Annotated in this window: 19 protein-coding genes and 1 riboswitch; of the genes, 15 read left to right on the plus strand and 4 right to left on the minus strand. The window is 38.4% G+C overall.

Going from position 1 to position 23,695, the window contains the following annotated elements; genetic code table 11:
• The first annotated feature begins 176 nt into the window (after positions 1–176).
• The 7 genes from SCI76_RS20000 to spoVK all read left to right on the plus strand — a co-directional run bounded on the left by SCI76_RS20000 (position 177) and on the right by spoVK (position 9,466).
• On the plus strand, positions 177–722 hold the full coding sequence (locus SCI76_RS20000; protein WP_013058796.1) for an outer spore coat protein CotE: 546 nt from the start codon (positions 177–179) through the stop codon (positions 720–722).
• A 177-nt stretch (positions 723–899) separates the two neighbouring features.
• Entirely contained in the window at positions 900–2,297 is a 1,398-nt protein-coding gene (locus SCI76_RS20005) for an amino acid permease (protein ID WP_048019867.1), read from the plus strand.
• A gap of 163 nt (positions 2,298–2,460) precedes the next feature.
• Positions 2,461–5,118 carry a DNA mismatch repair protein MutS gene (gene mutS / locus SCI76_RS20010; protein WP_028411377.1) on the plus strand — a complete coding sequence of 886 codons (2,658 nt, stop codon included), beginning with the start codon at positions 2,461–2,463 and terminating at the stop codon, positions 5,116–5,118.
• An 18-nt stretch (positions 5,119–5,136) separates the two neighbouring features.
• Positions 5,137–7,014, plus strand: a complete 1,878-nt coding sequence (gene mutL, locus SCI76_RS20015; protein ID WP_028411376.1) for a DNA mismatch repair endonuclease MutL — start codon at positions 5,137–5,139, stop codon at positions 7,012–7,014.
• A gap of 100 nt (positions 7,015–7,114) precedes the next feature.
• The gene (gene miaA / locus SCI76_RS20020) at positions 7,115–8,065 is read left to right on the plus strand and encodes a tRNA (adenosine(37)-N6)-dimethylallyltransferase MiaA (protein WP_048019986.1); all 951 of its coding nucleotides are present in this window, start codon (positions 7,115–7,117) and stop codon (positions 8,063–8,065) included.
• Positions 8,066–8,097: 32 nt separating this feature from the next.
• A complete protein-coding gene (gene hfq, locus SCI76_RS20025) occupies positions 8,098–8,322 on the plus strand; it encodes an RNA chaperone Hfq (RefSeq protein WP_013058791.1) in 225 nt (74 codons plus the stop codon).
• Positions 8,323–8,509: 187 nt separating this feature from the next.
• Positions 8,510–9,466: a stage V sporulation protein K gene (gene spoVK / locus SCI76_RS20030; protein ID WP_016765353.1), complete on the plus strand. Its 957-nt coding sequence runs from the start codon at positions 8,510–8,512 to the stop codon at positions 9,464–9,466.
• A 31-nt stretch (positions 9,467–9,497) separates the two neighbouring features.
• On the opposite strand, the gene SCI76_RS20035 is transcribed toward spoVK, so the two are convergent.
• Positions 9,498–10,109 carry a trimeric intracellular cation channel family protein gene (locus tag SCI76_RS20035; RefSeq protein ID WP_013058789.1) on the minus strand — a complete coding sequence of 204 codons (612 nt, stop codon included), beginning with the start codon at positions 10,107–10,109 and terminating at the stop codon, positions 9,498–9,500.
• 277 nt (positions 10,110–10,386) lie between these two features.
• Between SCI76_RS20035 and hflX the strand changes: the two genes are divergently transcribed.
• The 7 genes from hflX (at position 10,387) to SCI76_RS20070 (ending at position 20,254) form a co-directional block, all read left to right on the plus strand.
• Positions 10,387–11,649, plus strand: a complete 1,263-nt coding sequence (hflX, locus tag SCI76_RS20040) for a GTPase HflX (RefSeq protein ID WP_080968623.1) — start codon at positions 10,387–10,389, stop codon at positions 11,647–11,649.
• A gap of 14 nt (positions 11,650–11,663) precedes the next feature.
• Positions 11,664–12,926, plus strand: coding sequence for a methionine gamma-lyase family protein (locus SCI76_RS20045; protein ID WP_033579808.1), 1,263 nt, complete (start codon positions 11,664–11,666; stop codon positions 12,924–12,926).
• Between the two features lie 181 nt (positions 12,927–13,107).
• A complete protein-coding gene (locus SCI76_RS20050) occupies positions 13,108–13,515 on the plus strand; it encodes a MerR family transcriptional regulator (protein WP_014458504.1) in 408 nt (135 codons plus the stop codon).
• Positions 13,516–13,598: 83 nt separating this feature from the next.
• The gene (gene glnA / locus SCI76_RS20055) at positions 13,599–14,933 is read left to right on the plus strand and encodes a type I glutamate--ammonia ligase (RefSeq protein ID WP_013084732.1); all 1,335 of its coding nucleotides are present in this window, start codon (positions 13,599–13,601) and stop codon (positions 14,931–14,933) included.
• An 859-nt stretch (positions 14,934–15,792) separates the two neighbouring features.
• Entirely contained in the window at positions 15,793–16,845 is a 1,053-nt protein-coding gene (locus SCI76_RS20060) for an N-acetylmuramoyl-L-alanine amidase (protein WP_048019868.1), read from the plus strand.
• A gap of 191 nt (positions 16,846–17,036) precedes the next feature.
• A riboswitch (cyclic di-AMP (ydaO/yuaA leader) is annotated at positions 17,037–17,178 on the plus strand.
• A gap of 162 nt (positions 17,179–17,340) precedes the next feature.
• The gene (locus SCI76_RS20065; protein WP_028411372.1) at positions 17,341–19,167 is read left to right on the plus strand and encodes an APC family permease; all 1,827 of its coding nucleotides are present in this window, start codon (positions 17,341–17,343) and stop codon (positions 19,165–19,167) included.
• A 109-nt stretch (positions 19,168–19,276) separates the two neighbouring features.
• Entirely contained in the window at positions 19,277–20,254 is a 978-nt protein-coding gene (locus tag SCI76_RS20070) for a cation diffusion facilitator family transporter (RefSeq protein ID WP_028411371.1), read from the plus strand.
• 39 nt (positions 20,255–20,293) lie between these two features.
• On the opposite strand, the gene SCI76_RS20075 is transcribed toward SCI76_RS20070, so the two are convergent.
• From SCI76_RS20075 to SCI76_RS20085, 3 genes are read right to left on the minus strand one after another with little or no spacing between them, the layout of a single operon-like run.
• The gene (locus tag SCI76_RS20075; protein WP_028411370.1) at positions 20,294–21,271 is read right to left on the minus strand and encodes a glycosyltransferase family 2 protein; all 978 of its coding nucleotides are present in this window, start codon (positions 21,269–21,271) and stop codon (positions 20,294–20,296) included.
• Entirely contained in the window at positions 21,268–21,660 is a 393-nt protein-coding gene (locus SCI76_RS20080) for a GtrA family protein (RefSeq protein WP_028411369.1), read from the minus strand. Before SCI76_RS20080 ends, SCI76_RS20075 begins: the two co-directional genes overlap by 4 nt.
• 20 nt (positions 21,661–21,680) lie before the next feature.
• On the minus strand, positions 21,681–23,186 hold the full coding sequence (locus SCI76_RS20085) for a glycosyltransferase family 39 protein (protein WP_240962118.1): 1,506 nt from the start codon (positions 23,184–23,186) through the stop codon (positions 21,681–21,683).
• 278 nt (positions 23,187–23,464) lie between these two features.
• Here SCI76_RS20085 and SCI76_RS20090 point away from each other — a divergent pair, with 278 nt between their 5' ends.
• A complete protein-coding gene (locus SCI76_RS20090; protein WP_168761232.1) occupies positions 23,465–23,665 on the plus strand; it encodes a hypothetical protein in 201 nt (66 codons plus the stop codon).
• Positions 23,666–23,695 lie beyond the last annotated feature (30 nt).

The following is a 23,695-nucleotide window of genomic DNA, read 5'->3' on the forward strand; positions in this document are numbered from 1 at the left end:
GGCATGAAAATTGGGCAGATTTTCTCTCTAATAATTGTCACGTTTTTCTATATCCTTGCATACAATGGAACATAGGTTTTTTATGCCTTAAACCTAGTTTCTTAAAAATAATGTGCAAACAAGTGAATGAGCCTGCATAGGATGAAATGAAGATAGTTTGAGGAGGGTATGCTCACATGTCACAACACTATAGAGAAATTATTACAAAAGCAGTCGTAGGTAAAGGTCGCAAGTTTACACAATCGTCTCATACGCTTGCACCGAAAAATCGACCAACAAGCATCTTAGGATGCTGGGTGATTAACCATGAGTACAAAGCAAAGAAAAGCGGCAGCAATGTAGAAGTTGACGGCAGATATGATATTAACATCTGGTATTCTTACAATAATAATACAAAAACCGAAGTTTGGACGGAAACCGTATCATACAAAGATAATATTAAGCTGCGCTATAAAGACGAAGATTCGATTGGAGACGATTACGAAGTAATTGTTCGCGTGCTGCAGCAGCCAAATTGCCTAGAGTGCACAATTTCACCAAATGGCAATAAAACGATTGTTCAAGTAGAGAGAGAATTGTTGGCGGAAGTGATTGGCGAAACCAAGGTTTGTGTTGCAGTAAATCCGAAAGGCTGCGATGATGAAGACGAGTTTGATTTAGACGTAGATGACGATGAATTTGAAGATTTAGATCCTGATTTTATATTAGGAGACGATGAGTAACTAGGAAGAAGTTCTTCCTAGTTTTTTTATTTTTACTATTTTAAGAAAATTCTTATAAAAATAAAAAAATATATTGCTTTTTGTCGAATGCGCAGTGTATAGTAAATCTAAAGAAAATAATGCATTAATTTTCAGAAAATTTAGTTATATCAGATAAGTATTTTTTGGGGGTTTACTATGAGCTTATTTCGTAAAAAATCAATTCAAACGTTAATTAGTGAAACCAACTCTAAAGGTGTTAAATTAAAAAAGGATTTAGGCGCTTTCGATTTAACAATGTTAGGAATTGGAGCCATTATCGGAACCGGAATTTTTGTATTAACGGGCGTAGCCGCCGCTGAACATGCCGGTCCAGCTTTAGTTATATCTTTCATTATGTCAGGACTTGCGTGTGTGTTTGCAGCTCTTTGTTATGCGGAGTTTGCCTCAACAGTTCCCGTTTCAGGAAGTGCATACACTTACAGTTATGCAACATTTGGTGAATTAATCGCTTGGATTTTAGGGTGGGATCTGATCTTGGAATACGGTCTTGCTTCTTCTGCTGTAGCGAGCGGATGGTCGGGATATTTCCAAGGATTGTTAGCAGGGTTTGGCATACATTTTCCAAAAGCTTTAACAAGTGCATACAATCCTGCAAACGGCACGTACGTTGATATTCCAGCAATTATGATTGTTTTCTTAATTACCTTGCTTTTAACACAAGGAGTAAAAAAATCTTCACGTTTTAATGCTATCATGGTTATTATTAAACTGGCTGTTGTACTTCTGTTTATCGTAGTAGGAGTTAGCTATGTTAAGCCAGAAAACTGGACGCCGTTTATGCCGTTTGGTTTCTCGGGAGTAGCGACAGGAGCAGCAACTGTATTCTTCGCCTACATTGGATTTGATGCTGTAGCAACAGCGGCCGAGGAAGTACGTAAGCCTCAGCGAGATATGCCGATCGGAATCATTGCATCTCTTGCGATTTGTACAGTCCTTTATATCGTCGTATCGCTTATCTTAACAGGGATCGTACCTTATACAGAATTAAATGTCAAAAACCCTGTAGCATTTGCTTTAAGCTACATTAACCAAGACTGGGTAGCAGGATTTATTTCATTAGGTGCAATTGTTGGTATTACAACGGTATTACTCGTTATGATGTATGGACAAACTCGTTTATTTTATGCGATCAGTCGAGATGGTCTATTGCCGAAGCCTTTTTCAAAAATCAGTGAGAAAAAACAAACGCCAGTAGTAAATACGTGGATTACATGTTTACTAGTATCTATCTTCTCTGGTTTAGTACCATTAGGAAGATTAGCAGAGTTAACAAATATCGGTACTCTTTTTGCTTTCATGACTGTATCAATTGGAATTTTATATTTACGTAAATCAAAACAAACTTCAGAATCGACTGGTTTCCGCGTACCATTCGTGCCGGTGATTCCAATTTTAGCTTTTGTGTTCTGTTTATACTTAGCACTTCAGCTTCCAAAGTTAACATGGATTAGTTTCGTAATTTGGCTTGTACTAGGGCTAGTGGTTTACTTCTTATACGGACGTAAGCATAGTCATTTGAACAGCAGTAAATAATGAAAAGCTTCGGACAAGCTTCTTCCTTCGTCCGAAGCTTTTTTATTTGTTTGATGAAAAGAAATTGAAGATTGTTCTATTTGAATAAATTAAGTTTAAGAAAGACTTATGTTATAATACGTGTAGCAAAAACGCACAACTAGATGTGGTATGGAGGAATAGTATGGCAGCGTATACGCCAATGATACAGCAATATTTGAGAATTAAGGCAGAGTATCAAGATGCCTTTTTATTTTTTAGATTAGGTGATTTTTATGAAATGTTCTTTGAAGATGCTACGACAGCTTCTCAAGAACTTGAAATAACATTAACAAGTCGAGACGGAGGAGGACAAGAGCGAATTCCGATGTGCGGGGTTCCGTATCACTCTGCTCCTACGTATATCGAGCGTTTAATTGAAAAGGGATTTAAAGTAGCTATTTGTGAGCAGGTAGAAGACCCTAAGCATGCAAAAGGTGTTGTAAAGCGAGAAGTGGTGCAGGTGATTTCACCCGGAACACTGATGAACGAACGCGGACTGCATGAAAAGGAAAATAACTATATTTGTTCTGTTACTGCGTTCGAGGATCAAACGTTTGGTCTTGCTCTTTCTGATTTGTCTACAGGAGAAAACAGCGTAACGCTTGTTAGTTCGTTTCACGATATCGTCTCAGAAATTTATGCAAAAGAAGCAAAAGAAGTTGTTGTAAGCTCTGAGTTTCCTGCTGACTTATTACAAACACTAAAAGAGCGCATGACGATTACCATTTCTTATGAGAATAGTACAGATCAAGTAGAAGGACTAGATTATTTAGTAGAGTCGCTTCAGCAGCAAAAGCTTATTACAACGTTTGCGCGTATTCTTCAGTATTTAACTCGCACGCAGAAGCGTTCGCTTGAGCACTTACAGCCCGTGCAGTTTTATCAAATCAATGAATATATGAAAATTGATTTGTTCTCTAAGCGAAACCTAGAGTTAACCGAAACGATTCGTTCAAAAGGAAAGAAAGGCTCGCTTCTATGGCTATTAGACCAGACCGTTACGGCAATGGGCGGCCGTTTATTAAAAAATTGGATTGACCGTCCGCTTTTAAAACAAGCGGATATTGATAATCGTTTGAATATGGTAGATGTCTTAATGAAACAGTTTTTTGAACGAGAAGAACTGCGTGAGTTGCTAAAAGACGTATATGATTTAGAACGCTTAGCTGGTCGAGTAGCTTTTGGGAATGTAAATGCTCGTGATTTAATTCAATTAAAAAAATCATTGCAAAATGTGCCTCATATTCAAGAGGTTGTGAATCGTTTGAATCATCCTTATGCCACAAAGCTTGTTGAAGACATTGATCCTTGTGAGCGATTAGCTAATCTTCTTGAAAGAGGATTAAAAGAGCACCCTCCTTTGTCAATTAAAGAAGGAGACATTATTAATGACGGCTATCATGAACAGCTTGATCAATACCGAGATGCAAGCCGAAACGGAAAAACGTGGATTGCGTCACTTGAACAGCAAGAGCGTGAGAAAACAGGGATTCGCTCACTGAAAATTGGTTATAATCGCGTGTTCGGCTATTATATAGAAGTAACGCGGGCAAATCTGCATCTTTTGCCTGAAGGAATGTATGAACGAAAACAGACGTTAACCAATGCAGAACGTTTTATTACGCCTGAGCTGAAAGAAAAAGAAGCGCTGATTTTAGAAGCGGAAGAGAAAATTGTAGAGCTGGAATATGAATTGTTTTTACAAATTCGTGAAGAAGTAAAAGCATATATTCCAAGGCTGCAAGAACTTGCTAAAAAAGTAAGTGAGCTTGACGTACTGCAGTGCTTTGCAAAAATCAGTGAAGAACGTCATTACACGAAGCCTATTTTTTCAAGTGAAGACATTTCGATTCAAAATGGACGCCATCCAGTAGTAGAAAAAGTAATGAATTCGCAGGAATATGTGCCAAACGACTGTCAAATGACGGATGATAGTTCAATTTTACTGATTACAGGACCAAATATGTCTGGTAAAAGTACGTACATGCGTCAGGTCGCTTTAACGGCGATATTAGCTCAAATTGGCTGTTTTGTGCCAGCTGACGAAGCGGTTCTGCCGATTTTTGATCAAGTGTTTACGCGTATCGGAGCGGCTGATGACTTAATTTCAGGCCAAAGTACGTTTATGGTCGAGATGCTAGAAACGAAGAATGCAGTGACAAATGCCACTCAGTCGAGTCTGATTCTGTTAGATGAAATTGGACGGGGCACGTCTACGTATGACGGAATGGCTCTTGCTCAAGCAATTATTGAATACGTTCATGAACATATTGGCTGTAAGACACTATTTTCTACTCATTATCATGAATTAACCGTACTCGATGAGTCGCTTCCTGCGCTTAAAAATGTTCATGTAAGCGCGGTTGAAAAAAATGGGAAAGTCGTCTTTTTACACAAAATCAAAGATGGTGCCGCAGATAAAAGCTATGGTATTCACGTAGCGGAACTAGCAGAACTTCCAGATCCGCTTCTGGAGAGAGCTCGCGTCATCTTACACGATTTAGAACAATTTTCTGAGCGTGAACCTGTACGTCAGGCTCCAAAAAGAGAAGAGATAACACAACAAGTTCCACAAGAAGGTGCTTCTTTGGTTCAAGAAGAACGTGCAGATCGTAAAAAAGCAGATGAAGCCAATCAGCTTTCGTTCTTTGAAATAGAAGAGAAAAAAGAAAAGCCTGCGCTTTCAAAACGTGAAAAAGCAATTATCGATCGTTTAAAAGAGCTCGATATTTTAGAAATGACGCCTTTAGACGCAATGAATGCGATGTATGAACTGCAAAAATCATTAAAAAAGAAATAGATTGAGAGGAGTGAGTCTGTGGGTAAAATTGTGCAGCTTTCAGACGAACTTTCAAATAAAATTGCTGCCGGAGAGGTTGTTGAACGACCTGCTTCGGTGGTGAAAGAACTAGTCGAAAATGCTATTGATGCAAACAGTACAGTTATTGAAATTGAACTAGAAGAAGCTGGGCTTTCAAAAATTCGTATATTGGATAATGGAGACGGCATTGCTTCTGAAGACTGCTTGACCGCTTTTAAAAGACATGCGACAAGTAAAATCAAAACAGAACAAGATTTATTTCGAATTCGAACGTTAGGATTTCGCGGTGAAGCTTTGCCAAGTATTGCTTCGGTTTCAATGCTTGAACTCAAAACGAGTACGGGAGAAGAAGCCGGCACTCACCTTAAACTTAGAGGCGGAGAAATCGTTCATCACGAATTAACGTCAAGCCGAAAAGGTACCGAACTTGTTATTGAAAACCTATTTTTTAACACACCTGCACGTTTAAAATATATGAAGACGGTAAACACGGAGCTTGGTAACGTAACGGATGTCGTCAATCGCCTTGCGATGTCTCATCCTGAAGTTTCAATTCGGCTGATGCATCAAGGAAGACAGCTTCTGTATACGAACGGAAGCGGAGATGTGCGCCAAGTGCTTGCAGCTATTTATGGAATGGCAGTGGCTAAAAAAATGATTCCGATTAACGTTCAGTCTCTTGATTATGAAGTGAATGGTTACGTTGCTCTTCCTGAAATTACACGAGCTTCTCGCAACTATATGTCCACCATTATTAACGGTCGTTTTGTTAAAAACTACGGGTTGTTAAAAGCGGTACAGCAGGGCTATCATACCCTTTTACCTATCGGCCGTTTTCCAATCGTGTTTTTAACCATTACAATGGACCCTTTGTTAGTGGACGTGAATGTTCATCCAGCGAAACTAGAAGTGCGTTTAAGTAAAGAAGCGGAGCTGTTTGAGCTTATTGAACAAGGAGTAAAAGCTGCTTTTAAAAAGCAGCAGTTAATTCCGGATGCTGTAGTACCAACCAAGTCAAAATCAGCTGTGCAGCCAACTGAGCAGCAGACCTTTACATTTGATCATCAGTCTAAACCGTCTGGCTATCAGCCGTCTGATACGGTTCGCGAGCCTAGCTTTAAGGAGACTACCGCTCGTGTAGACGAGATCATGCCGCCTGTTAAAACAGAGGTCATACGTCAAGATGAAGAACTTGAGCCAACGTTTCGAGAAATAGAACACTATGAAGAATCGGTGGAAGAAAACGCACCTATTCCAGAACCAAACCGTTCAGCTAAAGAGCAGCCAGAACCGCGTGTTCCTGCGATGTACCCAATTGGACAAATGCACGGAACGTATATTTTGGCACAAAATGAAAAAGGATTATTTATTATTGATCAGCACGCGGCGCAGGAGAGAATTAAGTACGAATATTTTAAGCGAAAGCTTGGAGAAGTAGATTCAGAAGTTCAAGAACTGCTTATGCCGCTTACGCTGGAGTTCTCGGGAAATGAAGCCTTGATTTTAGAAGAATACAAAGACATGCTTGCTGAAGTAGGAGTTTTTTTAGAACCGTTTGGACAAAACTCCTATATCGTTCGCTCACATCCGCAGTGGTTTCCAAAAGGAGAGGAACAGGAAACCATTGAAGAAATGATTCAGCAAATCTTTACGATGAAACGAGTCAATATCGAGAAGTTACGAGAAGAAGCGGCTATTATGATGAGCTGTAAAGGATCGATTAAAGCGAATCATCATTTGCGAAACGATGAGATTTTTGCTTTACTTGAAACGTTAAGAAAAACAACGGATCCATTTACGTGTCCGCACGGACGACCAATTATTATTCATCATTCGACGTATGAAATGGAAAAAATGTTTAAGCGAGTGATGTAGGCAAAGCGGCTAGCTGCAGCTAGCCGCTTTGTTGAATAAATCATGACCATTTGGATAAAATGGAATGATGTGAATGCCTATAGATGAAAGTAGTGTTGTTATGACGGGAGAGAAACCAAAACTTATTGTCATTATTGGACCAACTGCGGTTGGTAAAACAAAATTAAGCATTGAACTTGCCAAACAGTTAGACGGAGAAATTATTTCAGGTGATTCGATGCAAATTTATAAAGGGATGGATATCGGAACAGCAAAGGTGTCAGAAGAAGAGATGCAGGGTGTTCCCCATTACCTGATCGATATTAAGGAGCCGGATGAATCGTTTTCTGTGGCAGAATTTCAAGAGATTGTAAGAAAACAAATCGATGATATTCATGCTAGAGGAAAAATGCCGATGATTGTTGGAGGGACGGGTCTTTATATTCAATCCGTTATTTATGATTATCAGTTCACAGAAACGCCTAGTGATGAAAAAGTTCGTGAACGAATGGAAGTATTTATTAAAGCTCATGGCATTGACCCCCTGTATGAGAAGCTCAAAGAAATTGACCCAGACAGTGCGGCTGCTATTCATAAAAATAACCATCGCCGTGTAATTCGAGCGCTTGAAGTTTATGAAGTAACCGGCAAAAAATTCAGTGACTATACAAAAGAACAGTCGCAAGAGTTATTATACGATGTAACCATTATTGGACTTACAATGGATCGAGACGTATTATATGAGAGAATTAATCACCGAGTCGATATGATGATGCAGGCTGGACTGCTTGAGGAAGTCAAATCATTGTACGAAAGTGGTCTGCATGATGTACAATCAATTCAAGCTATCGGCTACAAAGAGCTTTATGCTTATTTTGAGGGACGCTGTACGCTCGAAGAAGCCGTTGAACAGTTGAAACAAAATTCACGCAGATATGCAAAGCGTCAGTTAACATGGTTTCGAAATAAAATGCCTGTAAAATGGATAGAGATGGAAGTTGACAAATTTCCCGAAAAGTTTGCTGAAATTTTTACATATATTGCAGGAAAGCTGAAGAAAGAAGCGAATTAAGTAAACAGATAGAGAAACGAGGAGGCCGAATAATGAAACAATCAGTTAATATTCAAGATCAATTTTTAAATCAATTACGTAAAGAAAATATCTATGTGACGGTATTTCTTTTAAATGGTTTTCAATTAAGAGGACTAATTAAAGGATTTGATAATTTTACTGTGCTAATTGAATCTGAAGGAAAACAGCAGCTGATTTATAAACATGCGATTTCGACATTTGTACCAAATAAAAATATTACAGTAGAACTTGAATAGAGATTAAAGAGAAGCATCCGCATATTCGGATGCTTTTTTTATGTAAATAAAGGCTTAGAAAAGTTTCTTAACATTGTTTTTACTCATTGAACATAAACCTTATAATAGACGATTATTTCTTCGGTAATAAGAGATCATTGTCTTCGTATCGTTCATCGCATGCAGCTATGCGATACAGAGAAGTGGGATGAAACGAGAGGTGAACATGGTGGAACAGCCGATAACTCTTAAAAATAATGGGCAAATTAATATCATTTTAAATAATGAAACAAAAAAGGAAAAATCGTATACGACATCAATTCCGCGTCCTGCCAAAAAAGCTGTGATAAATCATGAGCCGCTTCGGGAAATTGAACGAGAAATGAGCGGACTGGTTGGAATGGAAGAATTGAAAAAAATGATAAAAGAAATATATGCGTGGCTATATATTAACAAAAAAAGAGAGGAACAGGGCTTAAAAGCGGGAAAGCAGGCGCTGCATATGATGTTTAAAGGAAATCCAGGAACAGGGAAAACGACGGTAGCCCGCCTGCTGGGTAAATTATTTTTGAATATGAACATCTTGTCTAAAGGACATTTAATTGAAGCAGAGCGTGCAGATTTAGTTGGAGAATACATTGGTCATACCGCTCAGAAAACGAGAGATCTTGTAAAAAAAGCGCTTGGAGGTATTTTATTTATCGATGAGGCTTATTCTCTTGCAAGAGGGGGAGAAAAAGATTTTGGAAAAGAAGCGATTGATACATTGGTCAAACATATGGAAGATTCAAATGATAAGTTTGTATTGATTTTAGCTGGTTATCCAAGAGAAATGGAAAATTTCTTAAGTCTTAATCCAGGACTGCGCTCTAGGTTTCCGTTTATTTTTGATTTTCCGGATTATGATGTTAATGAACTGATGGACATTGCGGGTCATATGATGAATGACAGGCAGTATCAGTTTAGTACAGAGGCCTATAAAAAGCTAAAAGATCATTTTATGGACGTGAAGTACAATCAGACGCCTAGGGATTTTAGTAACGGTCGATATGTGCGAAACATTATTGAACGTTCCATACGTACTCAATCCATGAGGCTTTTAGAAGAAGAAAGCTTTGAACGTAACGAGCTTTTAACTTTAACGTCAAGCGATATTCAGCTGTAAAAAAAAGCCTTTCGTCATGAAAGGCTTTTTTTTACATATTTGGTTGTCGAATCGTTTTAATCGGCAGGCGCCATTTGTAAATGTATGAACACATCCGAAGGCCTACAAGCAAGATAAATAACGTATAAAGTTCTACAGGCGTGTTTGTAATATGGAGCCCTACGCTAAATCCTGCGATAATCGCCCATACGGCATAAATTTCATCCTTAAGAACAGTAGGCTTTCGGCGTGCTAATAAATCTCGGATAATCCCCCCGCCGCTTCCTGTTAAGACCGCAGCTACAATAACCGCGCTAAGCGGATGGTTCATATGAGTGGCATAAAGCGCTCCTTGAATCGCGAATGCTGCAAGGCCAATGGCGTCCGAAAAGTTTCCCCATCGCTTCCAATGTTTTAAGATATTGTTTGGAAATAAAAAAGTGGCAGTGATAGATAATAAAGCAATTTGAAAAAAGAGTCCTTGTTCCCAAAGGGCAGACACCGGTACACCGATAAGCAGGTTTCGAATGGCTCCTCCGCCAAAAGCCGTTACGATTCCGAGTATGTAAACGCCTAAAATATCATATTCCTCTTCCATCGCAATGAAAGCTCCGCTGATTGCAAAAGCAATCGTTCCAATAATGCTAAGTACGTCCCAAGTCATGATGCTATCCCCTTTATTCTGTTTTCACCAAGTAGCGACTATTATTTTAAAATCAGGCAGCCTGATTCAAATTTCGATAAGTAAACCAATTCAAATTGTATACAGAATTTCGTGATATTTCAATGTTTTTTTAATCATCGTTTTATAGATTTTAAAAAGGGTGTTAAACTAGTAAAAGACAATGTATTCTGTCTCTTTTGCAAAGATGGAGAAATGGAGATTTTTTTGATATGATATGAATGATTTGTCAATTTAATAGTAAGGGAAGGAAAAATCTTTGACAGCAGAAATGAATACTGAACTTGAACGCGTAATTTTAGTCGGATGTCAGCTTCATGACGATGACGAACGTTTTGAATATTCAATGGATGAGCTAGCATCTTTAACTGAGACTGCAAAAGGCGAAGTGCTGGTAAGGTTAACGCAAAAGCGCGATCGCATTCATCCAGCTACTTATATTGGAAAAGGGAAAGTAGAAGAACTTGTAGCTCTTGAAGAAGAGTTAGAGCCTGATTTAATTGTATTTAATGATGAATTGTCACCGAGTCAAATCCGCAATTTGTCAGCAGGGTTATCTGCGCGTGTTATTGACCGCACGCAGCTGATTTTGGATATCTTCGCACAGCGTGCTCAAACGCGAGAAGGAAAAATGCAGGTGGAACTTGCTCAATTAAATTATCTGCTGCCTAGGTTAGTAGGACAAGGTACCGCTTTGTCGCGTCTTGGAGGCGGAATTGGAACAAGAGGTCCTGGTGAAACGAAACTTGAAAGTGACCGCAGACATATTCGCCGTAAAATTGATGAAATTAAGCGTCAGTTAAAGACAGTGGTAAGTCACCGCGAACGTTATCGAGAAAGACGTAAGCGTAATCATGTCTATCAAATTGCAATTGTGGGCTATACGAACGCTGGTAAATCGACGATCTTTAACCGCTTAACAGAAGCTGGTATTTTTGAAGAAAATCAGCTGTTTGCAACTCTTGATCCAACGACAAGACAGTATACGCTTCCGTCAGGATTAACCACGCTGTTAACGGATACGGTTGGATTTATTCAAGATCTTCCAACAACGTTAGTAGCCGCGTTCCGTTCAACACTTGAAGAAGTAACTGAAGCTGACCTTGTTCTGCACGTGGTAGATTCATCTAATCCAGATTACAACAACCACGAAAAAACAGTGCATCGCTTACTAGAAGAGCTTAACGTAACGGACATTCCGATGCTGACAGTTTACAATAAAGAAGATATGCAGCATGAACTATTTGTCCCATCCGCTTCAACATCGTTATCAATGAGCGCTTTTAAAGCTACGGATTTAGTGAAGCTTGGGGAAAGAATTCAAGAAGAAATGAAAAAAGAAATGGCGTTTTTTCATGTGCTGCTGCCGGCTTATGAAGGAAAAATGCTCGCTGAACTAAAAACGGTCTCTATTCTTGAGTCGTTAAAGTTCAATGAAGAAACTGAGAAGTATCAGTGCAAAGGGTATATTGCAAAAGAGCATCCCCTTTACAAAAAGCTACAAACGCTTGAAGAAAGTTGAGGAACAAAGAAATGATGTTTGATCAGTTAAAAAACGGGGCACGCATTCGGGAACTTGCTGCAAAAGTAGAAAAGCAGATTAAGCCCGTACATGAGAAAATTGACGAGCGTATTGAAGCAAATCAATTTCGAGTGCTGCAAAGCTTTCAGCAAAACCGAGTGAGTGATTCACATTTTAATCCGACAACGGGGTATGGCTACGACGATCTAGGCCGCGATACGTTGGAGAAAGTATATGCGGACGTTTTTGGAACAGAAGCATGTCTAGTGCGTCCGCAAATTATTTCAGGCACGCATGCAATCGGCATTTCGCTGTTTGGTGTACTGCGTCCTGGAGATGAACTATTATATATAACCGGAAAGCCTTATGACACGCTTGAAGAAATCGTTGGCATACGAGGAAGCGGTGTAGGTTCTTTAAAAGAATATAACATTAGCTATAAATCAGTAGATTTAACTGAGGAAGGTCAAGTGGATTTTGAAGAAGTGAAAGCGTCTATTCATGAGCATACAAAGATGATAGGCATTCAGCGTTCAAAAGGGTACGGCATTCGTCCTTCTTTTACAGTCGCTCAAATAAAAGAAATGATTTCGTTTGTAAAGAGCATTAAGCCTGACGTTGTTGTATTTGTTGACAACTGCTACGGTGAATTTGTAGAAACAATCGAGCCAACGCATGTAGGAGCAGATTTGATGGCGGGGTCGCTTATTAAGAACCCTGGTGGAGGTCTCGCTAAAATCGGTGGCTATATTGCAGGACGAAAAGACCTAGTGGAAGCTTGTTCATACCGAATGACAACTCCTGGAATCGGTGCAGAAGCTGGAGCGACGCTGTATAGCTTGCAAGAAATGTATCAAGGGTTCTTCTTGGCGCCGCATGTAGTAGGTCAAGCCTTAAAAGGAGCGGTTTTCTCATCCGCTATGTTTGAAGAGCTTGGTATGCAAAGTGAACCGAAGTGGGACAGTGAACGAACAGATTTAATTCAATCCGTTCAGTTTGATGACCGCGATAAAATGGTGGCTTTTTGTCAGGCAATTCAATTCGCTTCGCCAATTAATTCACACGTAACGGCGTATCCTGCTTATATGCCAGGGTATGAAGATGATGTGATTATGGCAGCAGGAACGTTTATACAAGGAGCGAGCCTCGAACTTACGGCAGATGGTCCTATCAGGCCGCCTTATGTCGCTTACGTGCAGGGCGGATTAACGTATGCTCATGTAAAAGTAGCAATATGCATGGCGGTAGATCAATTACTGACAAAAGAACTTTTATAAGATAGAAAGATTATTTCTCCCCGTTAAGAAGGAAAAAATAAGCTATAAAAATAAACGAAGTGCTATTTATTTGTATAGAGAAAATGTTCAGAAAAATTTATGTTAGAATTACTAACATTCGGTTGACAGGTGAACTAACATAGCATACAATGTAAATAGTTAATCCAAAGGAGGAACTGAAATGAGTGACAACATTCGAAGAAATACGCCACTTTTCCCGATTGGAATTGTGATGCAGTTAACTGAGTTGTCTGCTCGCCAAATTCGCTACTATGAAGAACATGAATTAGTTGCACCGGTAAGAACAGAGGGAAATCGACGACTATTCTCATTTAACGATGTTGATAAGCTGCTTGAAATCCGCGATCTAATCGAACAAGGTGTAAACTTAGCAGGTGTAAAACAGCTGTTTCATCTTCAAAAGGAGCAAAAAGGGCATAAGCAAGAAGAAAAAGTTGTGGCAGAAACAGCAAAGCCAGAATTAACGGACGATGAGTTGCGAAAAATGCTTCGTGCAGAACTTATGCAAGCAGGCCGTTTTAATCGAGCAACTTTAAATCAAGGAGATATGTCCAGGTTCTTTCATTAATAAAGTTATCAATATTTATGCCGTTCGTATATGAGGGGTATAGATTATAAATATTATATAGAGATTTAGGGGAGGATCACACGATGGCAAAGTACACAAAAGAAGATATTTTCCGCAAAGTTCAAGAAGAGAATGTAAAATATATTCGTCTTCAGTTCACTGACATTTTAGGAACAATTAAAAACGTTGAAATTCCAGTAAGTCAATTAGAAAAAGCGTTAGACAACAAAATGATGTTTGACGGTTCTTCTATTGAAGGGTTTGTACGTATTGAAGAATCAGATATGTACCTATTCCCGGATATTGATACATTTGTTATTTTCCCTTGGACATCTGAAAAAGGTAAAGTAGCACGTTTTATTTGTGACATCTACAATGCAGATAGAACTCCGTTTGATGGCGATCCACGTAATAACTTAAAACGTGTGTTAAAAGAGATGGAAGAGTTAGGATTTACTGATTTTAACCTTGGACCTGAGCCAGAGTTCTTCTTATTCAAATTAGACGAAAAAGGCGAACCTACATTAGAATTAAATGATAAAGGTGGCTACTTCGACTTAGCGCCAACTGACCTTGGTGAAAACTGCCGTCGTGACATCGTATTAGAGCTTGAAGAAATGGGCTTTGAAATTGAAGCATCTCACCATGAGGTAGCTCCTGGACAACACGAGATCGACTTCAAATATGCTGCTGCATTAAAAGCTTGTGATGATATCCAAACGTTCAAACTTGTTGTAAAAACAATTGCACGTAAACATGGCTTACATGCTACATTTATGCCAAAACCATTATTTGGTGTGAACGGTTCAGGTATGCACTGTAACGTTTCATTATTCAAAGATGGCCAAAACGCATTTTATGATGAGAACGGTAATCTAGAGCTAAGTGATACTGCTCGTCAATTTATCGCAGGTATCATCAAGCACGCACACAGCTTTACAGCAGTAACAAATCCTACTGTAAACTCTTATAAGCGTCTAGTACCTGGATATGAGGCTCCTTGTTATGTTGCATGGTCTGCTCGCAACCGTAGCCCATTAATCCGTATCCCAGCTTCTCGCGGCGTAGGAACTCGTGTTGAAGTACGTAGCGTAGACCCAGCTGCTAACCCATATTTAGCAATGGCTGTTCTATTAAAAGCTGGTTTAGATGGAATCAAGAACAATCTTGAAGCTCCAAAACCTATTGATCGTAATATCTATGTAATGACAAAAGAAGAGCGTGTTGAAGAAGGTATCGTAGATTTACCTGCAACATTAGCTCAAGCTTTAGATAGCTTCCAATCAAACGAAGTGATGGTTTCTGCATTAGGTGAACACTTAGCAGAGCACTTCGTTGAAGCGAAAGAAATCGAGTGGGATATGTTCCGTACACAAGTTCATCCTTGGGAACGTGACCAATACATGAGCCAATATTAATTTTTAAAAGTCGGAGAGATCGTTTGTACGTTCTCTCCGACTTTTTTTGTTTTTCACAATGAATAAATAACATTCTGCATACGTAAATTGAATAATATAGCTTGTTTATAAAAAAGCTGCCTGTCGTATAATTTACAGGGAGCTTTTTTATTGTTTTGTTACATACAAGAAAGAATTTGTTTACATGAATCAAAAAGGATGAGCTTTTTGTCTCATTGAATCTATAAGTAAAAGTAGTGTATAACAGATAGTGAGATTGTTTATGTGTTCACTCTGCACTGTATTTCAGTATAACTTCAGAGAGTTTTCAGCCAATCATAGTATCGTTAGAAAATACTGTTGGAGAGGAATGTAATAAAAATGAAAGAAGGAAATTTCTTTAAAGGTTTAGTGATAGGGATATTGATAAGCATTCCAATTTGGATTATTCTCATTGTTGTAGGCGTTCTGCTTTTTAAATAGGTCCTAACGTTATAAATAATAGACCCTCCTGATCTATACTTTAATCAACCAGAATAGAATTTGGACCAAAAGTATGTTAGGGGGGAGGGAACCGCACGATGAATTGTGCGGATTTTTTTATTGGTAGGGTAAACGTAGATTTCATCTATTTAGTTGCTTCTAGCAGTTGATTGGAGGCTCACCAGCCCCCCCGCGGAAAGCGAAGCCTTGCACGGAATTCAACAGCGATGTAACAAGCCATCCATACTAGCGCATTTATCCTATTTGTTCGTTTTTAGATTGAAGTGATTTCGTTATGTCTCAATCTCCTTTTTTAGTAATTTTTCACTAAGTAGGCTAGTATACGTAGCACTTTTTTCCCTCATGCATATGTTAACAATAAGGAGGGACAAGTAATATGAAAAAAATCTATCTTGATGCAGGACATGGTGGGGCAGATGCAGGAGCAGTTGGAGCAAGCGGACTGTATGAAAAAAACTTAGTGTTAAAAATTCAACAATATTTAATAAGCTATTTAAATAGCACTTACAGTGACTTTACGATTAAAACCACCCGTACCACAGATACTTTTTTATCGTTATCTCAGCGAGCTTCTCAAGCTAACTCGTGGGGAGCAGATGCATTTATGTCTATTCACGTAAATGCCGGTGGAGGAACAGGATACGAAGATTATGTTTATAGAAGCGCTAGCAATGCTAGTAAAACGTTTCAATCGATTGTGCACGGGCAAGTACAGCCAACGCTGCTGTCGTATAATCATCCGAATCGCGGACGAAAATCGGCCAATTATGCGGTGCTTCGCTTAACAAATATGCCTGCAGTATTAACTGAAATAGCTTTTATTGATAGGAGCGCCGATGCAGCACTTCTTCAAAATGAAGCTTTTTTAAAAAGCATGGGTGAATCGTATGCAAAAGGAATTGCCGTATATTTAAATTTACCTCGTCGTGCAGTTCCAAATCCATCGCCATCTCCAACACCGACACCAAATCCATCACCTTCTGAACCAGGTGAAAAAACGTATACAATTAAGCAAGGAGATACGCTGTACAGTGTTGCACAGAAGTACGGCATAACAGTACAGGAGCTTCAAGAAGCAAATACAGGGCTTTCGGATCCTTTAACCCTAAAGGTTGGAAAAACAATTGTTATTCCTTCAGGAACTTCACCAAACCCATCTCCAACACCGTCACCAACTCCACCTTCTGAACAATATCCACTTCCCAATGGAATTTTAAAACAAGGCGATTCTGGAGAAGCAGTGAAACAGCTTCAAAGAGCATTAAACGCGGTTAATTTTAAAGTAGGGTCAGTAGACGGAATATATGGAGTACAAACGAAAGATGCAGTCAGACGTTTTCAGCTTGTGTATCTTCCTTATGATGTAGATGGCATTTATGGTCCTCAAACGAAAAACAAGCTAGCAGCCGTTTTAAAAGCAAAAAGTTAAAGAAAGCAGGTCTTCTGTAAGCAGGCAGAAGGCCTTTTGTTTTCCCCTTAAAAGCGCCTTAAGTACTATTTTATCGTTTACGTAAAATAATGCTTTACAAACCATTTGTACGGGAGTATATTATCTAAGAACAAAGGATAGTTATGAAAGAAACATGTTATCGATCATACTCTTTAACCGAAAATTATATTGACCTGTTATCGCTTAATTCGTCAGAAGTGGGGGACCCAAATTTGTGCATTGTCACTTGGGGTGAATCCTTTTTTAAAAGGTAGGGCTACTCTCATAGCCCGAATCCGACAGCTAACCCCATAAGCGTTTTGGAGAGGAGGTTTAAGCTGTGTAAAAACGCTGAGAACCCTTAGTGTTTTTTTTGTGCGCTTTTTTAACATAAAAAGGTATTTTTTAGGGATAATATCACTTATTCATGAACTTGTAACGGAGCTTAGCAACGAACAGTGAATAGTAGCTAAGCAATCATCGGAGGGAAATTACGTGAACTATTCAGTTCTCAAGAGATTATTGATTGGAAAGCCGCTCAAAACAAAAGAGTTAGGCGATCAAAAGCTTAGTAAGCTTAAAGCGCTGGCTATTTTATCATCAGATGCCTTATCTTCAGTGGCTTATGGAACAGAACAGATTTTGATTGTCCTTGCAACAGTGGGCGTGCTTGCCTATTGGTATTCGATTCCAATTGCGATTGGGGTATTGGTGCTGCTGACGGCTTTAATTCTTTCATATCGTCAAATTATTTATGCGTATCCGCAAGGCGGAGGAGCTTATATTGTTTCGAAAACCAATTTAGGAGAAAATCCTGGACTTATCGCTGGGGGATCACTGTTAGTAGATTATATTTTAACAGTTGCCGTGAGTGTTTCAGCAGGAACCGATGCTTTAACTTCGGCTTTTCCAACGCTGCATCACTATAACGTAGTAATTGCGTGTTTGCTGGTGATTTTTATTACGGTTTTAAATTTACGAGGTGTAACAGAATCCGCTTCTGTCTTAGCTTATCCGGTTTATTTATTTGTGATTGCTCTTATTTTGTTAATAGCGGTGGGCTTCTTCAAAATAGTGACAGGTCAAGTTTCACCTGAGCTTCATACATCTCTCGGTACCGTGGTGCCAGGTATTAGTTTGTTTTTATTATTAAAAGCTTTTTCATCAGGCTGTTCGGCATTGACTGGTGTAGAAGCTATTTCGAATGCAGTGCCTAACTTTAAAGATCCAGGTGCAAAAAATGCTGTTCATACATTAATGCTGATGGGCGGTATTTTAGCCGTTTTATTTTCTGGCATCACGTTTTTAGCTTATTGGCTTGGCATTTCTCCAAAAGCAGATGAAACGGTTGTATCACAAATTGCATCGAGTGTATTTGGACGAAATGGGTTTTATTATTTTATTCAAGGCACCACAGCTCTGATTTTAGTGCTAGCGGCGAATACAGGTTTTTCAGCTTTCCCTTTGCTTGCCGTAAACTTATCGTCTGATAAATACATGCCAAGAATGTTTCAAATTCGCGGCGATCGACTAGGCTATTCAAATGGAATTGTGACCCTTGGAATTGCTTCTATTGTCTTACTTGTCGCTTTTAAAGGAGCGACGGAACAATTAATTCCTCTTTATGCAGTTGGAGTGTTCATTCCATTTACGCTTTCTCAAACAGGCATGATTGTCAAATGGCTTAGAGAAAAGCCGGCCGGCTGGCAAGGAAAGCTAACCATTAACTTAATTGGTGCCCTCATTACCTTAACGGTGCTAATCATTTTGTTTACAACGAAGTTTTCACAAGTATGGTCCGTGCTCGTTTTCTTACCGGTTATCGTTTATATTTTTCATCGCATTCATACGCACTATGAAGCGGTAGGAGAGCAGCTTCGTATTAAGCAAGGAGAAAAGATTGGAAAGCTTGAAGGAAGTGTGGTCATTGTTCCTGTAGCAGGAATGACAAAGGTAGTGGAAAATTCATTGAACTATGCAAGAACGATTGGTGATACCGTTATTGCGGTGCACGTTGCTTTTGACCGAGAAAGCGAAAAGAGAATGGAAGAGAAGTGGGAAAAGTGGCAGCCTGATATTCGTATTGTTACGTTTCACTCTCAATACCGCAGTCTTGTGCGTCCGCTGTTTCGATTCATCGATATGGCTGAAGAAAAAGCCCGGGAAAATAATATGGCTATTACGGTTGTTATTCCGCAGTTCATCACGAAAAAAAGCTGGCAAAACATCCTTCATAATCAGTCCAGTCTGCTGTTAAAAGCACATTTGCTTTACCGTAAAAACGTAATCGTTACAACGGTACCTTATCGTTTTAAAAAATAATGAAACATGACTAAAAACCTCCAACTTATATGTTGGAGGTTTTTAATTTTTAAATTCACATACACTAACCATAATTGAATCTCATCAAAGGCACAAACGGAGGGATTGCATGAGTGAATTAATTAAGTTATTGCGAAAAGGAAATAAATCGGCCATGATGGCCGCTATAGTTAATACCATTATATCCATTATTAAAGGGATTGCTTTTGCTTTAACGGGAAATGTAGCGATGTTTGCTGAAACGATGCACAGCTTAGGAGACGCAGCAAATCAGTTCTTTGTTTTTATAGGTTCAGCATTAAGCAAAAAAGCTCCGACCAAACGATTTCCAAACGGATTTGGACGATTGGTTAATCTCGTTTTATTAGGGGCGGTTCTTGTAGTAGGAATTATGGCATTTGAAACGATTAAAGAAGGGTATCATCATATTCTTCATCCGACGAAGTCTTCAGGCTTTATTTTAAATATTGCAGTACTTGGCATCTCGGTATTACTTGAGATGTTTGTCCTCTTTAAGGCAATGAAAGAAATTTTGCACGATGTCGGAATGAATACTGCAGAGGTCAATGTTTTTACGCAAAGCTTTGTTCATCTAAAGAAAGCAAAGCCAGCAACTAAGCTTGTTTTTATGGAAGATCTGGTAGCCACTGGAGGAGGCGTATTGGCTTTAATCGCCGTTTTTATTTCGCGATTTACGCCTTTTCATCAAGCTGAAGGAATTGCTTCTATGCTAATTGGTCTTATGATGTTTTTTGTAGTAGGACGAGTATTTTTAGATAACGCTGCCGGAGCGCTTGGTGAAGCAGATAAAGAAATGGAAATGAAAATTGGTGCCATTGTTATGCAAGATGTACAAGTGCGTGATATTCAAACGTTAATGGTGATGAAAGAAGGAGAAGAGCTTCACGTTGAATTAAAAGTAGAAATTGATCCTTCTTTAACAGTAGCAGAAGCGGATGATATTAAAGATCGTCTGGAAAATCGTATTTTACAGGAAAAAGGAATAACGGATGTCATTATTGAATTTGATGAAGATGATGGAATTCCTGACTGGGTGACAAGCGATTTACAGCTTCAAAAAGAATAAAAAACAAGGAAGAAAACAGTTGTTTTCTTCCTTGTTTTTTTAGCTATATACTTTTTCACGCACGTTTTGAGAATCTGTTGAAGCCGCAGAAAAGTTAATAGTTTCACGTACAACGTAAATAGGTCTATTTTTACTTTCATCGTAAATTCTTGCGATGTATTGTCCCACTAGACCTAAACCAAGTAGCTGAATACCGCTAAAGAAAGTGATAGCTACCATAATCGAAGTCCAGCCAGGCTGAATATTTTCACCTATCAGCCAAACAACAATCGAATAACTTAAAACGAGAAGTGATACAAAAACTGATAACAAGCCAATAACCATTACTAAACGTAAAGGTTTCGTTGAAAACCCAATAATTCCATCTGAAGCAAACTTGATCATCTTTTTTAAAGGATATTTTGTTTCACCAGCAAAACGCTCATCGCGCTCATATTCTACATATGTTTGCCTGAAGCCGATCCAAGACATCATTCCTCTTACGAAACGATTGCGTTCAGTCATTTTTTTGAATACGTCCGCAACTTTTCGGTCGATAATACGAAAATCTCCCGTGTCTTTTGGGATTTCAATATCGGACATATAATTTAAAAAGCGATAAAAATACTTAGCCGTTGTCAATTTAAAAAAGGTCTCTCCGCTTCGCTTCTTGCGCTTTGCGTATACAATTTCATAGCCTTGCTGCCATTTAGCAATTAATTCAGGAATCATTTCAGGCGGATCCTGTAAGTCAGCATCAATAATTACGATAGCATCACCTTGAGCATAGTCAATACCTGCTGTGACGGCAGTTTGGTGCCCGAAATTACGGGCAAAATCAATAATTTTTACGTTAGAATCCATAGCTGCTACGTCCTTTAAGATTTCAATTGTTCGGTCTGTACTGCCGTCATTGACGAAAATGAATTCATAGTTAATGTGATTTTCATGCATGACGGAAAGCAAGCGATTATAGCATTCATTAGCTACTTCTTCTTCAAAATACATAGGTACCACGATTGAAATTAGTTCTTTCATGCTTTACCTCCTATCGAGTGATTGTTTGTGTGCTTAAACGTCCATATTTTATTAAGAAAAAAATTAAAAAACATTCCTATACAAGTAGACAACAGTTGTCCAATTATCGGATTAGCAGGTGTATAGTGTACAAGAAGGAATAAGCAAGATGTATTAATTGCTAAAGTAATAAGGTTTACGATGAAAAATTGAGCTAACATCCATTTATGTACAGTTGCTTGAAACACCCACGATTTGTTCCAATAGTAGCTGTTTATGACGCCAATGAAATAGGATAGTACGTTAGCCAATATATAATTCATATCAAAATGAATGAGTGCTAAGTAACTGATAATAGTGAGCAGGGTATTCATTATACCTACGAATCCGAATTTCAGGAATTTTATCACGGTTGCATAATCCCTTCCATTTAATTTATCTCTTCACATTTTGCCTGTGGCTTATTTTTAGTAAACCGTACTAGTAAATAAGATAGAATCACTGAAATACCAAACCCTTCGAGCAGCATAAAGCTTGGAAAAATAAAGAATCGATAGCGAGTTTGAATTTCAATAAGCAAGTGAATAAGAACGTATCCTATGATTAGTAATAAAAACAGTGTATACGGATATTTATCCTGCTTCTTCAGGAATAAACATATAAGTCCAATAATGGAAATAATAGTAGTTGAAACGTAAATGATTCTTTCATAACTTTGAGCAGCACTAATTAATTTCTCTTTATTAAAAGGTACATCTTCTTGAGGAGTTAATGAAATACTCCAAAATGTAGATGCATCCGTTCCTCCCCACATATTCAGGAATTTAATGTGAAAGAGATCTAAAAGCTGCTCTTTATCTGCTACTCGCTCTTTAATTACTTCTTTTTCTGCTTCAGCTCGTTTTTCTCCAATTGGCATACCCATAAAACGACTAGCATCCTCTGAAGAATAAGAACCGCTTGTTTCATAATTAAAGCCAATAACGAATTTCCATAAAGGATCTCTGTTACTTAAAGGATATTTAGAAATACCGCTCGCTACAAAAGAGTAGTTGATCAGCGCATTTGCAATAAAAAAAGTAGCCAGTACGCCTACGAGGTTTTTTCCTATTTTCTTTCGACGAGTTTTTAACTCAGCAGCATCCTTCGCTTTAATGTAAGGTTGAAGAATTTGCAAGATGAAATAAATGAAAACAGCAACGATAATAATGGGTCCCAGAGGGCGCATTAAATTTCCTAACGACAATAGAAGACCAATATAAAGCCAGCTAAACTTGTTATGAGCAAATCTTTTTATAATAAGGTAAAAAGCTGCATAAAATAAAAAAGTAGCTAAATGCTGATTGGTTAACACTGAGCTGTAGAGAATGTTCGGAATGTAGAACGCATATAGGAAAGCTGCCATTCTCCCAGCAAGTTCGTTAAATACTTTAGCGCCAATTAGATAAATAAAAATAACGGTTCCAGTAGAATAAAAAATATTTAACAATTTTAATGTGAAAATGCTATCTCCAAAACAGCGAATAACAATAGATTCATAGAATGAAAAGCCTAGCTGATATACCCATGTAGTGAAATAAACGCTTTGGTTAAATTCATAATTTCCCTTTGCGATATTACGTGCGGCATCTAACATGACAAGAAAGTCAGATTTTACAGGTGTTTGAACAGAAAGCATCCATGCTAATCGAACACCTAAGGTCAAAACAATCAGTGAAATAAAAAAAACAGTTTTGTTCATGTATCTACTTGCAATAGCTATTAGAAAAATGACAAGGAAAGTGATACATATTCCTTCAATAATAAATGAATTACTTAAAGCCAAGCCTTTTAAGTCCAATGAATTTGTCATCGCACTATAACTGCCCCATAGAGACCATGTAAGAATCATGACACATAAAAGAATCAGGCTTTTGGATAAAAATGAGTTAAGCATATTACCTCCTGCAAATTATTTCAAAGATAAGGTACAAAATTCCTACCCTATGATACCATATTTTATTATTTTGTATATATTTTTCTTATAGAGTATAATATTAGATTGTTCTGAAATTACAACAGCGGCACAACGTGTAATAAAAGGTTCAGCGGAGTAGACAGTGATTTAGTAATAGATAAAAGAGGTTGAAAAAAAAGGATTTTAGTCGAAGGGAAAAACGAACCATTAATCATCATGTTTGATGGTTCGTTTTTTATGGTGAACGTAGGTTTCATTTGTTTAGTTCTTTCCAGCAGTTGATTGGAGGGCAAGACGAAGACTCCTGCGGGAAAAGCGGAAGGGGTGAGACCCCGCAGGAGCGCAAGCGACGAGGAGGCTCACCGGCCGCCCGCGGAAAGCGAAGTCTTGCACGGAAATCAACAGAGGTGTCACAAGCAATCCCTGCTAGCTTATTTATTTCATTTGTTTCCCTTTAGACTCGCTTGATTTAGTTATGTCTCAATCTC

Origin of the sequence: Priestia sp. HNGD-A6 (assembly GCF_045784335.1) — a bacterium.
Classification (GTDB): domain Bacteria; phylum Bacillota; class Bacilli; order Bacillales; family Bacillaceae_H; genus Priestia; species Priestia zanthoxyli.

Excerpts from the sequence above, each read along its gene's own strand:
- SCI76_RS20000 (WP_013058796.1), top strand. The coding sequence starts at position 177 with ATGTCACAACACTATAGAGAAATTATTACAAAAGCAGTCGTAGGTAAA.
- spoVK (WP_016765353.1), top strand. The coding sequence starts at position 8,510 with ATGAAACGAGAGGTGAACATGGTGGAACAGCCGATAACTCTTAAAAAT.
- SCI76_RS20005 (WP_048019867.1), top strand. The coding sequence starts at position 900 with ATGAGCTTATTTCGTAAAAAATCAATTCAAACGTTAATTAGTGAAACC.
- mutS (WP_028411377.1), top strand. The coding sequence starts at position 2,461 with ATGGCAGCGTATACGCCAATGATACAGCAATATTTGAGAATTAAGGCA.
- SCI76_RS20035 (WP_013058789.1), bottom strand. The coding sequence starts at position 10,109 with ATGACTTGGGACGTACTTAGCATTATTGGAACGATTGCTTTTGCAATC.
- SCI76_RS20050 (WP_014458504.1), top strand. The coding sequence starts at position 13,108 with ATGAGTGACAACATTCGAAGAAATACGCCACTTTTCCCGATTGGAATT.
- miaA (WP_048019986.1), top strand. The coding sequence starts at position 7,115 with ATGACGGGAGAGAAACCAAAACTTATTGTCATTATTGGACCAACTGCG.
- SCI76_RS20085 (WP_240962118.1), bottom strand. The coding sequence starts at position 23,186 with ATGCTTAACTCATTTTTATCCAAAAGCCTGATTCTTTTATGTGTCATG.
- hfq (WP_013058791.1), top strand. The coding sequence starts at position 8,098 with ATGAAACAATCAGTTAATATTCAAGATCAATTTTTAAATCAATTACGT.
- glnA (WP_013084732.1), top strand. The coding sequence starts at position 13,599 with ATGGCAAAGTACACAAAAGAAGATATTTTCCGCAAAGTTCAAGAAGAG.
- SCI76_RS20070 (WP_028411371.1), top strand. The coding sequence starts at position 19,277 with ATGAGTGAATTAATTAAGTTATTGCGAAAAGGAAATAAATCGGCCATG.
- SCI76_RS20060 (WP_048019868.1), top strand. The coding sequence starts at position 15,793 with ATGAAAAAAATCTATCTTGATGCAGGACATGGTGGGGCAGATGCAGGA.
- SCI76_RS20075 (WP_028411370.1), bottom strand. The coding sequence starts at position 21,271 with ATGAAAGAACTAATTTCAATCGTGGTACCTATGTATTTTGAAGAAGAA.
- SCI76_RS20045 (WP_033579808.1), top strand. The coding sequence starts at position 11,664 with ATGTTTGATCAGTTAAAAAACGGGGCACGCATTCGGGAACTTGCTGCA.